Origin of the sequence: Roseburia sp. AM23-20 (assembly GCF_003470905.1) — a bacterium.
GTDB classification, from domain to species: domain Bacteria; phylum Bacillota; class Clostridia; order Lachnospirales; family Lachnospiraceae; genus Roseburia; species Roseburia rectibacter.
Genome location: NZ_QRHS01000004.1, coordinates 58,916 through 73,059, shown reverse-complemented (window position 1 = coordinate 73,059; position 14,144 = coordinate 58,916). Strand labels below are relative to the sequence as shown.

Sequence of the window (14,144 nt, the reverse complement as noted above, 5' to 3'; positions counted from 1 at the left end):
TCAGGAGGTACAGCCATGAGAAATGAAAAAATTACCCCACTGTACGAGCGCCTGAGCCGGGACGATGAGTTACAGGGCGAGAGCAATTCCATATCCAACCAAAAGCAGATGTTAGAGGATTTTGCCCGCCGGAACGGGCTGCCCAACCCTACGCACTTTACCGATGATGGTATCTCCGGCACCCGTTTTGACCGCCCCGGATTTCTGGCGATGATGGAGGAAGTCGAGGCCGGACGGGTGGAGGCCATTGTTATCAAAGACATGAGCCGCCTGGGGCGCGATTATCTGAAAGTCGGCCAGGTCATGGAGATTTTGCGGCAGCGCGGCGTCCGGCTGATCGCCATCAACGACGGTGTGGACAGTCTGAAAGGCGATGACGATTTTACGCCCTTCCGTAACATTATGAATGAATTTTACGCCCGTGATACCAGCCGGAAAATCCGCTCTGTGTTTAAGTCAAAAGGCATGAGTGGCAAGCACCTGACCGGCACTGTGATTTACGGCTACTTATGGGACGAAAAACGGGAGCATTGGCTGGTAGATGAGGAAGCTGCCGAAGTGGTACGCCGTATATTCTCCCTCACGCTGGAGGGATATGGGCCTTACCAGATCGCCTGCAAATTATCCACAGACCGGATTGAAATTCCTGTCGTACACCTTGCCCGCTTCAACGAGGGTGTGAACCGTTCAAAGCCGATCAAAGACCCATATGGATGGGGATCATCTACCATCGTGAACATTTTGAAAAAACGAGAGTATTTAGGGCATACCATCAATTTCAAGACCCGCAAGCACTTTAAGGACAAGAAAAGCCACTATGTTTCTGAGGACGAATGGACGATCTTTGAGAATACCCATGAAGCCATTATCGACCAGCAGACCTTTGATTTGGCGCAGAAAATCCGCAGCAATGTACGGCGTTATCCAAACGGCTGGGGCGAAGCGGCTCCCCTCACAGGCTTGCTCTATTGTGCCGATTGCGGCGGCAAGATGTATGTCCACCGCACCAACAATGGCAAGCGGGTTTCTCAATATACCTGTTCCAATTATACCAAAGTTCCGTGTGGGACACTATGCCCTACACAACACCGTATCAATGAGAGTGCTGTCCTGACATTGGTTTCCGACACGCTCCGGGCTATCGCTGAATATTCGAGAAATGACCGGACGGAATTTATTCACACTGTTCAGGAGACGCAGGTTGCTCAACAGAGTGCCGATATATCGAAAAAGCGCAGGCGTCTGGCTGCTGCCCAAAAGAGAGCCGGAGAACTGGAAAAACTGATTTGCAAAATCTATGAGGACAACGCCCTCGGCAAGCTGCCGGATGCACGATATAAGGCGCTTGATGCACAGTATGCCAAAGAGCAGGATGCACTTGAGATTGAAATTGCGGAGTTGGAAAAGGCTGTTACCGGCTATGAGCAGAGCCAGAAATCAGCGGAGAAATTTATAGCCCTGATTGATAAGTACGAGAATTTTGACACGCTGACAAACACCATGCTCAACGAGTTTGTAGAGAAAATCCTTGTCCACGAACGCGCCCGAAAAGGCAGCCAGGACACTACGCAGGAGGTTGAAATCTACTTCAATTTTGTGGGCCGGTATATCCCGCCCGCCTTGCAGCCGGTTCCACTGACCCCGGAAGAACAAGAAGAACTGCGGAAGAAGGAGGAACGCAAGGACAGGCTTCACCAGAACTACTTACGCCGCAAGGCCAACGGCAAGCAGAAGGAATGGGAAAAACGCTACAACGCCAAACGCAAGGCCCAGGTGGAGGCAGCAAAGGCCACAATCCGGGCCGAGGACATGGAGAAGGGCATTTTTACCACCGTCAGCCAGTTACCCAGGCAGGAGCCGCGCAAGGCCACCGTATCGGCCAGTGCCACAGTTTAACCATTACAGTGCAAAGGAGAATGAACATGAGCGAATTGACTTACACCCGCTGCGGAGATTACTACATCCCTGATCTGAAACTTTCCGAGCAGCCGGAGGCCCCCATCGGCAAGTATGGCCGTATGCGGCAACGCTACCTGAAGGAACACCGGCCCGGCCTTTATAGCAGCTTGATTTTGAGCGAAAAGCTGTACCCGCACCTGTTGGAGATTGATCGGGCGGCGCGGGAGCGGATGGACGCCATGCTGCCCCGCATGATGGAGGCGGCGGGCGTCACCGAGGAACTGAAAGCCCGTGACCCCATGCGCTGGGTGGGGCTGATGAACACATTAACGGCACAGATTGAGGAAATTTTACTCAGGGAACTGATTTGCAGCTGAATGGGAGGTGTGGGAAATGCTGACCTTTGAAAAGGTTCTGGAAGTGTTTCAGGCATATCTGGATGATGACCCTCTGTATGAGGTGGTTCAGACCAGCCACGGTTATACATTGATGGCATGGGAACCCCACCGGAATGACTGGTATAGCGCCGAGATACAGAAAACCCCAGAGGATTTACGGAACGCTTTGCTGGGTACATACGCCAACTTTCTGGAAGATAAAATTACCGGAAACGAGCGTGAACTGACTGTGACAGAAACCAGAGAAATCCAGCAGAGGTGTCAGGAACTTTTGGAAAAGTGCCGGGAACCTTGATATAGAAATGCCAGAAGGAGGCCGCGATTATGCGTCCTCCTTCTGCTTCGCAGTCTGTTCCATTTTGAGCGCCCCGTCTATGGCACCTTCGATAATCGGCAGGTATTCTTCAGGGCAGAGTTTCAGCTTGTGGCTGACCCGTTGCCGCTGTTCGCTTTCTTCCCGCATGATCTCCGGGTTAAAATACCGTTCCACGGGAAGTCCGCAGATCTTAATCAATTGGATCATCACAGGCAGGCTCGGAATTGCACCTTGATTCTCAATGTTGGCAAGATACCGCCATTCAATCCCAACCATTTCCGCCAATGTTTTTCGTGCCAGACGCTTTGCCTCTCGTGCGGCTTTGACATCTGCGCCGAAGGTTTCAAAACCGGGACAATCTTCAACTTTCGCCATATAATATCACCCTGTTACATTGTATAATTCATACTTCGCCTGTGGAATGTCACTGTATGCAGGTTAGTTGAAGTTTATAATTCATATCCCGTTTCTTGCATTGTTCGAAAAAGAGAACTATAATGTACTCTGTGGAGGTGCGAAATGGACTATATGACATTGAAAGAGGCCGCCGAAAAGTGGGGCGTGACACCTCGTAGTGCAAATTATTATTGCGCTGGTGGGCGTATCCCTGGCGCTGTGAATATGGCTGGTGTTTGGCTGATCCCAAAGGACGCGGAAAAGCCGACTGATAGACGCAGAAAGGAGTTTCAACATGAATAATGTTTTAATTATCGAAGATGATAAAGAAATTTGCGTTATGATAAAAGACCATCTGGAAAAGTACAATTATCAAGTCTTCTTCACACTTACTGGTGCAAATGCGATTGAACGTATAAAAGAATTATCCCCAGATTTAATTATTTTAGATTTAATGCTTCCTTTTATCAGTGGAGATGAGTTAATTAGAAATATCAGAAAATTTTCAGACGTACCTGTAATTGTTGTTTCTGCAAAAAGTTTAACATTCAACAAAGTCGAACTGCTACGCTTGGGTGCTGATGACTATTTAACAAAGCCGTTTGATTTGGACGAATTACTAGCGCGAATTGAACGCAATTTGCTAAGAAGTCAAAAAGATACTCCCAATCTTTGTTTGACCTTTGGAGAACTTTCCATTAATACATCTTCAAAGATAGTTACTGTTGCAGACGAAATTATTGTGCTTACAGCAAAAGAGTATCAACTTGTAGAACTACTGGCGAAATATCCTGATAAAGTTTTTTCTAAGCAAAATCTTTATGAAAGTATTTGGCAAGAACCATTTGCAAGGGATAATGATGTCATTAACACACATATAAGTAACTTACGAAAAAAATTAAAGGGCGAAGGCTGCCGAATTAAGACCATATGGGGCTTGGGTTACCGATTTGCAAAGTGAGCTTTAGATAATCTTTAGCTTTACCTTTAGATTATTCAAGGAATTGTCTGCGATACTAAATAACAAGAAAGGAGCTGTGAAAAAATGAACGTAACAGTTTTTGAAGCTATCAACATCACAAAAAAGTATCGCAATACACTAGCCCTAAATCAAGTATCTATGTCTGTAATGCAAGGAGATATTTATGGGTTTATCGGAGAAAACGGTGCCGGTAAAACAACAATGATTCGTTTACTAACCGGACTGGCAGAACCTACTACTGGCAAAATTGCTTTATTCGGTGAAAGCAATAAGAAACTTGCAAAGCAGCGTGAGCGCATTGGCTGTATTATTGAGAGCCCTTCTCTTTATCTTGATATGACAGCCTATGAAAATTTGGAGGTACAACGTTTGCAACGCGGTATTCCAGGAAAAGGTTGCATTGATAATGCTTTAGCATTAGTTGGTTTGAAAGATACCGGAAAGAAAAATGCAAAAGATTTCTCTTTGGGTATGCGGCAGAGACTAGCTCTCGCAATCGCTTTGCTTGGGAATCCTGAATTTCTCGTACTAGATGAACCAATTAACGGACTAGACCCTACTGGAATTATCGAATTAAGAAACTTACTCAAAAGACTAAATAAAGAACGTGGAATCACTATTTTGATTTCAAGTCACATTCTCACGGAACTTCATCAATTAGCAAATAGATATGGTATCTTACATGAGGGGAAACTTTTACAGGAAATTACCGCTACAGAGTTAGACAAACGCTGCAAAAAGCATCTGTTGTTGCAAGTGAATGATGTAGCTGCTGCTAGTGTTTTATTGGAAAGCAAACTGAATACTTCAAATTTTTCTGTTATGCCAGACAAAAGTATTCATCTATATGATTATGTTGAAAATGCCGGAAAAGTATCAGCGTTGCTAAGTGCAAATAACATTACGATTTATCAGTTAGCACAATCTGGAGATAGTCTTGAAACTTATTACACTAATTTGATAGGAGGGTGCCAAAATGATTAACCATTTTAAAGCTGAATTTTATAAATTGCGTCACTCAAAGATATTGATAACTATATTAGGCGTATGTGCGGCGGTTATAATGGTCTCTTTTGCACTTGGTGACATGACTTTTTTTGGAGCCGGAGATGGAACAGAAAGTGTAATCGGATTTCAAGCTAAGTGTTATCTATCTAGTGAAATACCAACGTTTCAAACTGTTGCCCGCTCATCTCTTGCATATACAGCCTTTTTCTGGATTATTGGCATTTTATTTGCAACCATATTTTTTACAAAAGAATATAATACGGGTACAATCAAATTATCTGTTGCATACGGCACTAAACGAACTATTCTCTACTACACCAAAGCGATTACAATATTGGTGGTGTCTCTGATAACGTATCTGATTTTTGTAGCTACATTTTTCGTTATTGAAATCATACAATCCGGTTACATTCCAACTGCGAGTGAAGTAATAAACCTTTTGGGATGGGCTCTTGCTTGCGGAACGGTTTTATTAGCATTAGAAAGCATTTCTATTTTTTTATGTGTCGTTATTCAAAATACAGGGATTGTAACAGGGATTTGCTGCTTATATGTATTCAGTGGAGCGTCTGTTTACTTAATGCTATGGAGTGATATGGAGACGGTTTCAATACCCTTAAAATTTTTTGTATATGGAAATCCTATGTACTATTGGATGAATTTCAGCTCTTGTCGCACAATGGGTATTATTGAGCATTTACCATTCTATTTCATAGGGTGCATTTCTCTTTTGATTGTTGGCGGTCTTATTATGATTAGAAAAGAAATCAAGTAAAAGGGAGGTAGAATATGGGTTGGGCGATTATGTTTCTTGTTCTGATAGCATTGGTCATTATCCTTTCAATTTCTTTAATTAACTGGAAAATACAGATATATAAAGTAATCGTCCAACTAAATGCTATTCTGAATAGAAAAACGAAAAAGTTAGTTACAGTGTCTTTATCTGATAGGCGGTTAGAGCATTTGGTTGAAATCATAAATCAGATTGTATCAAAAGATAATATTTATCTGGGCGAAATTCAAAAAAAGGAGAATGAATTAAAAGAGAATATTTCTTGCCTTTCTCATGATTTACGGACACCACTAACTTCCATTCGCGGATATTTGCAACTTCTATCAAGTGCGCCTGATGAAAAAAGAGCGGAATATATTTCAGCATTATCCGGAAAAGCATTGAGATTAGAACGTCTCATAGATGACTTTTATCAAATCTCTCTTTTAGAAGCAGGACAATATCCATTTTACTATGAAAAGGTTGAGCTATGCTCATTGCTTACTGAAATCCTGCTAGACAATTATTCGATTTTCAGCGTTAATGGAATTGAACCCCAAATAGAAATACCTAATATGGACATCTATCTTAATGCTGACAGAAAGGCGTGTATTCGCATTATACAAAATCTTATATTCAATGCGGTAACATCCACTACAAATAATGTTGTAATTCAACTAATTAATATCGCAGATTCTGTACAACTCTGTATTAAAAATCCTGTTGCATCTATTCCTACAGAAGAATATTCAAAACTGTTGGAACGCTTTTATGTAGCAGATGTTTCAAGAAGTAATGGTACGTCTGGACAAGGACTTTACATTGTGAAAAAGCTATTACTTATGATGAATTGTACAAATCCAATAATTGAAATACATGACCATAATTTTATGATTACGATTGATTTTTCGCCCTTACTCATAAAGAAATAATCTGCCGGACGACGGCAAAAGAAAAAAAGCCGTCGCAAAGCAGAGGTATTTTCACGCGCCATTTCTAAATTACGGCGGCTTTGATTTTCAGAGCCGCCGCTTCTTTTTGCCTATCGGCAAGTCTACGACGACCCTAACACCGTGTAAATCCACGGCGGCATATAGGAGGATTGCCGCCGTGTCTATGCTTGCCTTTTTTCACAGTACCCATGACCTGCACCAGCTAAAAAAAGCCTGTTCCCAGCAGCGGAGCAATGCGGTCAGAAGTATGCACTATACCATGTAACTAAACAGCAAAATATACTCTATTACGCTCGTATGGCTTTATGCCGTCCGGGCGCTTTTTTGTCCCTGTGGAGCCGGAACATCGGGTCAGCATGGCCCGAACTTTATCCCCGGTGCCGCTCCCCGCCGCCCCATGCAGATTTACCCAAAAAATCTGAATGGAGGAAAGGCAGATGGAAGTTACCATCAATTATAACGGACAAGCTGTGGCCGTGGAGGTCACGCTGGAAGTCTATGAATTTCTTGACCAGGCCGATCATAAAACGGAGAATCTGTTCCATGAACAGCGGCGGCATTGGGATGGCCGGGAGTTTGACGAGTACATCATTACCACCGAGGGTGTAGGGGTCTACGGCGAAACGCCGGAGGAATACCTTTGCCGCATGGAAACGCTGCATGAGCTGATGGCTGTTCTGGACACCTGTACCGAGGCCCAGCGCCGCCGGTTCCTGCTCTATGCGCTTGACGGGCTGAGCCTTGCAGAGATCGGTGTGCTGTGCGGCTGCTCCAAAGTGGCTGTTTATCAAAGTGTGGAGGCGGTCAGAAAAAAATTTATAAATTTCTTTGAGAACAGGCTTAACGAATGACCTGTTTTCTGGCTACCAAGTGAAAGGGATTATTTCCCTTATCTCAGCGAGGGGCGGACAGCGGACGAGCTGTCCGCCTCTCCGATTTTCAGGAGGTAAGCCTATGAAAACAATCAATCTGCGGTGGATGTATCCCCACTACCGGCATGACGAGTTTGTGGATGTTACGGACGAGGTATGGGCAGCGATGTATCAGGCCAAGCGGGAGATGGAGAACTATGAGCGTCGGAAAGTCTACCACCGCGCCTACTACTCTCTGGACGCATACAGCTGGCTGGAAAATTACGCACTGGAACACAGCAGATCGCCGGAAGATATTTTGCTGGAACGAGAAGAAATGACCACCCGCCTATACCTGATTGCAGCTCTGCCGGTGGCTCTGGCTCATGCCACTCCGACACAGGCCCGCCGTGTTCACGCCTACTACATTGCTGGTATCAAGCAGCCGGAAATCTCTCGGATAGAGGGCGTCCACAGCAGCAAGGTCAGCGTTGCCATCCACCGGGGGCTGCGGAATATGCGCCGCTGCTATGATGACCTTTTTCAAACAGAGTGAGGGCGTGCCTATGCAGACCATCAATCTCAAACAATATTATCCATTTTGCAAAGAGGACATTTTTGTGGAGGTGTCCGATGAGATCGTCGAAACGTTTCTTCTGGACAAGAGAGCCGAGGCCACCAGAGATCGCAGGATGTTCCGGTATAAGGCGTTTTATTCCCTCGATTGTAACGATGGAATCGAAAATGCCGCCATCGGCTGGGCGCAGCCATCGCCGGAGGACTACCTGATAGAAAAAGAAGAATTAGCCGAATACGAAGAACTGATACGGCGATTGTATGAAGCCATTTCCTCCCTGCCGCCTATGCAGGCTCGCCGTGTTCACGCCCGCTATATTCTGGATATGAAAGTGAAAGATATTGCCGCAATGGAGGGTATCACGCCATCACAGGCGGGAAAATCCATCCATGCCGCACTGCGGAGGCTGCGCCGGTACTTTGCTCGACAGAAATGGACGGTCAATCTATGAGTATTTTCAAAGAAAAGAGGTGCCTGACATGAACGAAAAAATTACAGCCCACCCCCAAAAAGAAGAACGGGAGAAAGTCCTGAAGGAGATTCGGCAGCTTGAAAACCGAAAGAAGATTTTGGAGAACAAGCAGCGGAATGAAGAACGCAGGGTTCGCACCCGCCGCCTGATTGAGCGTGGGGCCGTTTTGGAGGGCATTTTCCCTCTGGCCCCCGACCTTCCCGGCGTAGAGGTCAAAGCGTTCCTGATTGCCCTGTCCCATCTTCCGGGGGCGGAAGAACTGGCCGCAAAACTGCCGAAATCCGGGGACAAGCCGTAAGTCCCTTGTTTACAAGGGCGCACTTATACACCGTTGCCGGTGTCGTGCGCCCTGCCGGGGGCTGTTGCGCTCTCCGAGCGCGATGGGGCGCTACACTCCCCAAACCCCTTGTGCGCCCCGCGCAGCCAGACACCCGCTTCGCGTCTGTCCGGCTCCACGGAGCCTGAATACCCCTTACCGAAAGGAGGTGCCACCCATAGATTTCTGTCATATCCCCGTCAGCATTATCAAGCGCAGCGCAGGCCGTTCCGCTGTTGCCGCAGCCGCCTACCGCAGCGGAACAAAGCTGACGAATGAATGGGACGGCCTTACCCACGATTACACCCGCAAGGGCGGCGTTGTCCATGCGGAGATCATGCTGCCCGCCCACGCCCCGCCGGAATTTGCAGACCGCTCCACCCTTTGGAACAGTGTGGAGCAGATCGAGAAAGCCAGGGACAGCCAGCTTGCCCGCGAGATCGAAGCAGCCCTGCCCCGTGAACTGTCCGGTGAACAGCAGCTTGCCCTTGTGCGCGCCTATGTGAAGGACAACTTTGTAGACAAAGGAATGTGCGCCGACTTTGCTATCCATGACAAGGGAACCGGCAACCCTCATGTCCATATCATGCTGACGCTCCGGCCTCTGAAAGAAAATGGGCAGTGGGGCGCAAAGTGCCGCAAGGCATACGATCTGGACGAGAATGGACAGCGTATCCCGGATGGGAAAGGCGGCTGGAAAAATCATCGTGAGGATACAACCGATTGGAACGATAAAGGAAATGTGGAGATTTGGCGGGCAGCGTGGGCGGCCTACACCAATCGGGCGCTGGAATCTGCCGGCAGACCGGAACGCATTGACCATCGCAGCTACAAGCGGCAGGGCATTGATAAGATTCCCTCTGTCCATCTGGGGCCAGCCGCCAGCCAAATGGAAAAGCGCGGCATCCGCACCGACAAGAGCGAAGTAAACCGGCAGATCGCCGCCGACAACAAGCTGCTCAAGGAAATCAAGGCCCGCATTACCCGCCTTTACAACTGGTCTAAGGCCGAAGCCGAAAAGCCGGAGGGCCAGCAGCCCAGCATGATTGACTTGTGGGAGGCCCAACAGCAGCTCAAGCAGCCTGACACCCGCACCGGCAAAATCCGAGCTTTGCAGGAGAGCGCCGCCCTGTTCAGCTTTTTGCAGGCAAACGGCATCCAGTCCATGCAGCAGCTCCATGAAAAAATAGCAGATATGAACACCCGCTACTATGACCTGCGGGGAAAAATCGTCAAGGCCGAGCGCCGGATCGCCACCCTTACCGAGCGCGGGGAGATGTGGGAACAGTACAACCAGTACAAGTCCATCCACAAGCAGCTTGCCAAAGTAAAGCCGGAAAAACGGGAACAGTTTGAACAGCGCCACAGCCGGGAACTGATTCTGTATGACGCAGCGACCCGGTATCTGAAAGAACTGAAAGACAGCGGCGAGGCAATCACCCCAAAGGCATGGCAGCGGGAAATTGACCAGCTGGCCGCTGGAAAGCAGACGGACACGCTTGCCATGAAATCCATGCGGGAGGATTTGAAAGCAGTGGAACGGCTCCGCAAAACCGCCGAGCAGCTGTCCAGACAGGAACAGGACAAGTCTCACGACCGGGAGCCGGAGCGGTAAGGGCTACCGCGTTTCACGACATACTTTTGCACACAGAAAAACCGCCGTACAGGTTTCCCCATACGGCGGCAGACTGTTTATTTGCCGAACAAGTCGCTGTGTGTGCCGGTGCGGGCCAGCGTCAGCACCAGCACATCATCCTCGATACGGTAAATGAGCAGCCAGTCCGGGAGAATATGACATTCCCGATGGCCTGCCCAATCGCCGGACAGGTCATGGTCACGGTTTTTATCTGGCAGCGGTTCGCCCATTGCCAGCAACGCTACGACCTGCTCCAGCAGCTCGATCTTCAAGCCACGCTTGATGGCTCGTTTGTAGTCCTTTTTGAAACTGGTCGTGTACTTGACGGTATATTTGGTTTCTTTCATCTTTTCAGGTCAGCAAACAACTCGTCAAGGTCATTATAGCCCTTTACAGACGGGTCTTTTGCAATCCTTTCCGCTTCCAGCATGGCAGCAACCGTTTCTTTGTTCGGCTGTTCCAGCCTTACTTCAAAGGGAATGCCGCCTTCACGAAGCGACTGGCGCACAAAGATGTTAAACGCCGTAGTCAGGTTCATGCCAAGTTCAGTAAACAGTGCGTCCGCCTGTGCTTTCAAATCTGCGTCCATGCGGATACTGATGTTTGTGGTATTTCCAGCCATACGATCAACCCCTTTCTGCTGGCAATTATAGTATATGCCTTTTGCACGAAGAAAACAATACTTTGCACGAATATTTAATAATAAATTCATTCAAGGAGGTTACCTGCTTTGTGAGAGAAATCATTTATGAAGAACGACAAGACTGAACCTATCCCCGTCATGGATTACCGCCAGTACCGCAGAGCGCGGAGGCTGGTGCATGAGTGCTGCAACTACATCGACGGAAATTGTATCGCCCTGGACGATGGGGAGGAATGTGTCTGTGTCCAGTCTATTTCCTACTCCCTGTTGTGCAGGTGGTTTCGGACGGCGGTATTGCCGCAGGATAAGGAACTGGAAACGGCGCTGTTCCACCGGCTGAATGCGAAGAAATGCGCCGTATGCGGGGCGCTGTTTACCCCCGGTTCTAACAGGGCCAAATACTGCCCGGAATGTTCCACTCGCATGAAGCGGATCAACGCCGCAAAGCGCAAGCGGAAACAACGGGAGAAATGTCACGCTTTAGGGGCTGAAAAACCCTTGTAAATCAAGGCTTTTTTCGATGGTGTCAAAGGCAGGCTGATAGATTTATCCTCCGACCCCTAAAACGGCCATAAAATGCGTACAGAATCCCAAGAGAAACCCCAAGGAGGAACCCTATGTCAGACAACCGAAAATATTATTACCTGAAACTCAAAGAAAACTATTTTGACGATGATTCCATCGTGCTGCTGGAAAGTATGCAGGATGGTGTGCTGTATTCCAACATTCTGCTCAAGCTGTATCTGAAATCGCTGAAACATGGCGGACGGCTTCAACTTGACGAGGACATTCCTTACACGGCGCAGATGATCGCCACCATTACCCGCCAGCAGATCGGCACTGTGGAGAGAGCCTTGCAGATCTTTTTGAAGCTGGGTCTTGTGGAAGTGCTGGACAGCGGCACATTCTACATGAGCAACATCGAACTTTTAATCGGCCAGTCCTCTACCGAGGCCGAGCGAAAGCGGGCTGCAAGACTCCAAAACAAGGCTCTTTCTGCGCCTCGGACAAACGGCGGACATTTGTCCGACATTCATCCACCAGAGATAGAGATAGAGATAGAGTTAGAGAAAGAGATAGAGATAAAGAGAGAGATAGAGAAGGGACACCCCGCCCACACCTATGGCCGTTACCAGAATGTTTTCCTGACGGATGAAGAACTGGCAGACTTGCAGGCCAGCTTTCCCACTGTATGGGGCCAGTACATCGAAAAGCTGTCCGAGTACATGGCTTCTACCGGCAAGCGTTATCAGAGCCATGCAGCGACCATCCGGCGCTGGGCCAGTGAGGACGCGAAAAAGGCGGCCCCGCCCACCCGCAACCGGGATTACAGCGTAAAGGAGGATGAAACTGTATGATTGAGATTACCGCAGAAATCCGGGCGCTGATCGACAAGGCAGCCGTCGGTATGGAACTGGCCGGGGACGAGTACATAGACCCGGCAGACGGGCTCATTCACTGTAAGAAATGCGGCGGCCAGAGGCAGACCGTTGTGCCATGCTTCGGGAAATCCGGCTACTTTATGCCGCGCTGCATCTGCCAGTGCCAGCGGGAGGCTGAGGAGCAGCGCAAGGCTGCTGAAGAACGGCAGCGCCGCATGGAGCGTATCAAACGCCGAAAGGCACAGGGCTTGCAAGACCGTTATCTGTACGACTACACATTTTCCAATGACAACGGCCAAAATCCCCTGATGGGCAAGGCCCGCGCCTATGTGGAGAACTGGAAGGAGGCATACAGGAACAACACCGGCCTGCTGTTGTTTGGGGATGTGGGAACCGGCAAGTCCTTTTTCGCCGGTTGTATCGCCAACGCCCTGCTTGACCGGGATGTGCCGGTGCTGATGACGAACTTTCCCACCATCCTGAACCGCCTGACGGGGATGTTCTCTGAGGACAGGGCCGACTTTATCGCCAGCTTTGACGAGTACGACCTGCTTATCATTGACGATTTGGGTGTGGAGCGCAGTACCGAGTATGCGATGGAGCAGATGTTTTTTGTCATTGACAGCCGCTACCGCAGCCGCAGACCCATGATAATCACCACCAACCTGAAGCTGGCCGAACTCAAGAACCCGCCCGACCTGGCCCACGCCCGTATCTATGACCGTATTCTGGAACGGTGTGCGCCGATTCTCTTTGACGGGAAGAATTTCCGGGAAGAAAATGCCGGTGCTACCCGACAGGCAGCAAAAGACATTGTAAACAGTAAGCACGATTGATTTTTTACCGAGCGGCACAGACCCGTTCGGAGAAAGGAGCGCCATGAACAAAGAACCCCGTACTATGCAGTCGGCAGACGCCGCTACTGCGTCCAGAGCGCCGGAAAACACGCCGGCGATGGTAAAGAAAATCGGAAAGACAACCTACAAGGTTCATGTCCATTTCAGCAATACCAGCACAGAAACCATGAGCGATAAAATCAAGCGTATGCTCAAAAATGAAATTCAGCAGATGTGACAGACTGATAAACGAAGCCGTCTTGTGCTAAACTGATGATGGTACGCACCAAAATTTTTGTCAAGGAGGACACGAAAATGCTTTACACAGAAAAAGAGAAACATGAAATTGAGCGAGTAAAGGAAGTCTTTGCGGAACATCTGCGGCAAAGCCCTGATTTTGAACTGCTCTGGTCGGACAAGGTGGGCTATGTCTGGCTGACGATTGGCGTAAATCCAGTCTATGTGGATACCGGTATCAGAATCGAATCAGCCGCCGATCTCTGCGGCAGGTGTTTGGACGATGTAGCTTCGGATGTTCTATATATGACGGGCAACGATCACGCGCTGGAAGCAGCCGATCCGCTGGAATTGGCCGAAATCAAGCGGCGCTGGGAGCCATATATCAACCAGCTGCCAGACTATGCGTATCTCTGCAAAGACCTGCTGAACGGAAAAATGTAATCTATCAAACGAGGTGTCAGGAGCCA

At 48.4% G+C, this 14,144-nt stretch carries 21 protein-coding genes; 18 read left to right on the top strand and 3 right to left on the bottom strand.

Annotation, left to right across the window (positions count from 1 at the left end; all coding sequences use genetic code 11):
• Positions 1–15: 15 nt before the first annotated feature.
• The 3 genes from DW650_RS19970 to DW650_RS05300 are packed head-to-tail and all read left to right on the top strand — an operon-like array spanning position 16 to position 2,592.
• On the top strand, positions 16–1,896 hold the full coding sequence (locus DW650_RS19970) for a recombinase family protein (protein WP_118505233.1): 1,881 nt from the start codon (positions 16–18) through the stop codon (positions 1,894–1,896).
• A gap of 26 nt (positions 1,897–1,922) precedes the next feature.
• Positions 1,923–2,276, top strand: a complete 354-nt coding sequence (locus DW650_RS05305) for a TnpV protein (protein ID WP_117949861.1) — start codon at positions 1,923–1,925, stop codon at positions 2,274–2,276.
• A gap of 16 nt (positions 2,277–2,292) precedes the next feature.
• Positions 2,293–2,592: a hypothetical protein gene (locus tag DW650_RS05300; RefSeq protein WP_117949863.1), complete on the top strand. Its 300-nt coding sequence runs from the start codon at positions 2,293–2,295 to the stop codon at positions 2,590–2,592.
• Between the two features lie 27 nt (positions 2,593–2,619).
• On the opposite strand, the gene DW650_RS05295 is transcribed toward DW650_RS05300, so the two are convergent.
• Positions 2,620–2,988 carry a helix-turn-helix transcriptional regulator gene (locus DW650_RS05295; RefSeq protein ID WP_002596316.1) on the bottom strand — a complete coding sequence of 123 codons (369 nt, stop codon included), beginning with the start codon at positions 2,986–2,988 and terminating at the stop codon, positions 2,620–2,622.
• A 144-nt stretch (positions 2,989–3,132) separates the two neighbouring features.
• Here DW650_RS05295 and DW650_RS05290 point away from each other — a divergent pair, with 144 nt between their 5' ends.
• The 10 genes from DW650_RS05290 to mobQ all read left to right on the top strand — a co-directional run bounded on the left by DW650_RS05290 (position 3,133) and on the right by mobQ (position 10,555).
• On the top strand, positions 3,133–3,312 hold the full coding sequence (locus DW650_RS05290) for a helix-turn-helix domain-containing protein (protein WP_117949865.1): 180 nt from the start codon (positions 3,133–3,135) through the stop codon (positions 3,310–3,312).
• Positions 3,305–3,970, top strand: coding sequence for a response regulator transcription factor (locus tag DW650_RS05285; protein WP_014081151.1), 666 nt, complete (start codon positions 3,305–3,307; stop codon positions 3,968–3,970). Before DW650_RS05290 ends, DW650_RS05285 begins: the two co-directional genes overlap by 8 nt.
• Before the next feature lie 84 nt (positions 3,971–4,054).
• Entirely contained in the window at positions 4,055–4,975 is a 921-nt protein-coding gene (locus tag DW650_RS05280; protein ID WP_118209250.1) for an ATP-binding cassette domain-containing protein, read from the top strand.
• Positions 4,968–5,774, top strand: coding sequence for an ABC transporter permease (locus DW650_RS05275; protein ID WP_055057437.1), 807 nt, complete (start codon positions 4,968–4,970; stop codon positions 5,772–5,774). The genes DW650_RS05280 and DW650_RS05275 overlap by 8 nt, the downstream gene beginning before the upstream one ends.
• Positions 5,775–5,788: 14 nt before the next feature.
• The gene (locus DW650_RS05270; protein ID WP_014081148.1) at positions 5,789–6,703 is read left to right on the top strand and encodes a sensor histidine kinase; all 915 of its coding nucleotides are present in this window, start codon (positions 5,789–5,791) and stop codon (positions 6,701–6,703) included.
• Positions 6,704–7,161: 458 nt separating this feature from the next.
• Positions 7,162–7,575, top strand: a complete 414-nt coding sequence (locus DW650_RS05265; protein WP_118012932.1) for an RNA polymerase sigma factor — start codon at positions 7,162–7,164, stop codon at positions 7,573–7,575.
• Between the two features lie 103 nt (positions 7,576–7,678).
• Complete coding sequence (locus DW650_RS05260; RefSeq protein WP_117949870.1) at positions 7,679–8,131, top strand: RNA polymerase subunit sigma-24; 453 nt, start codon at positions 7,679–7,681, stop codon at positions 8,129–8,131.
• 10 nt (positions 8,132–8,141) lie between these two features.
• Complete coding sequence (locus tag DW650_RS05255; RefSeq protein WP_117949872.1) at positions 8,142–8,603, top strand: RNA polymerase sigma factor; 462 nt, start codon at positions 8,142–8,144, stop codon at positions 8,601–8,603.
• A gap of 28 nt (positions 8,604–8,631) precedes the next feature.
• Entirely contained in the window at positions 8,632–8,922 is a 291-nt protein-coding gene (locus DW650_RS05250) for a DUF3847 domain-containing protein (RefSeq protein ID WP_110102431.1), read from the top strand.
• A 187-nt stretch (positions 8,923–9,109) separates the two neighbouring features.
• Positions 9,110–10,555, top strand: a complete 1,446-nt coding sequence (mobQ, locus tag DW650_RS05245; protein ID WP_117949874.1) for a MobQ family relaxase — start codon at positions 9,110–9,112, stop codon at positions 10,553–10,555.
• Between the two features lie 77 nt (positions 10,556–10,632).
• Here mobQ and DW650_RS05240 read toward each other — a convergent pair whose 3' ends face one another.
• Complete coding sequence (locus DW650_RS05240) at positions 10,633–10,923, bottom strand: type II toxin-antitoxin system YafQ family toxin (protein WP_118012927.1); 291 nt, start codon at positions 10,921–10,923, stop codon at positions 10,633–10,635.
• Complete coding sequence (locus DW650_RS05235) at positions 10,920–11,198, bottom strand: type II toxin-antitoxin system RelB/DinJ family antitoxin (RefSeq protein ID WP_005924829.1); 279 nt, start codon at positions 11,196–11,198, stop codon at positions 10,920–10,922. Before DW650_RS05235 ends, DW650_RS05240 begins: the two co-directional genes overlap by 4 nt.
• 126 nt (positions 11,199–11,324) lie before the next feature.
• Between DW650_RS05235 and DW650_RS05230 the strand changes: the two genes are divergently transcribed.
• From DW650_RS05230 to DW650_RS05210, 5 genes are all read left to right on the top strand, one after another.
• Entirely contained in the window at positions 11,325–11,723 is a 399-nt protein-coding gene (locus tag DW650_RS05230) for a cysteine-rich VLP domain-containing protein (RefSeq protein WP_118209249.1), read from the top strand.
• Between the two features lie 113 nt (positions 11,724–11,836).
• Positions 11,837–12,577: a phage replisome organizer N-terminal domain-containing protein gene (locus DW650_RS05225; protein ID WP_118209248.1), complete on the top strand. Its 741-nt coding sequence runs from the start codon at positions 11,837–11,839 to the stop codon at positions 12,575–12,577.
• The gene (locus DW650_RS05220) at positions 12,574–13,437 is read left to right on the top strand and encodes an ATP-binding protein (RefSeq protein WP_118203689.1); all 864 of its coding nucleotides are present in this window, start codon (positions 12,574–12,576) and stop codon (positions 13,435–13,437) included. Before DW650_RS05225 ends, DW650_RS05220 begins: the two co-directional genes overlap by 4 nt.
• Positions 13,438–13,501: 64 nt before the next feature.
• On the top strand, positions 13,502–13,675 hold the full coding sequence (locus DW650_RS05215) for a transposon-encoded TnpW family protein (RefSeq protein ID WP_442327062.1): 174 nt from the start codon (positions 13,502–13,504) through the stop codon (positions 13,673–13,675).
• Positions 13,676–13,710: 35 nt separating this feature from the next.
• Entirely contained in the window at positions 13,711–14,118 is a 408-nt protein-coding gene (locus DW650_RS05210; RefSeq protein WP_442326927.1) for a hypothetical protein, read from the top strand.
• The last annotated feature ends 26 nt before the right edge of the window (positions 14,119–14,144 follow it).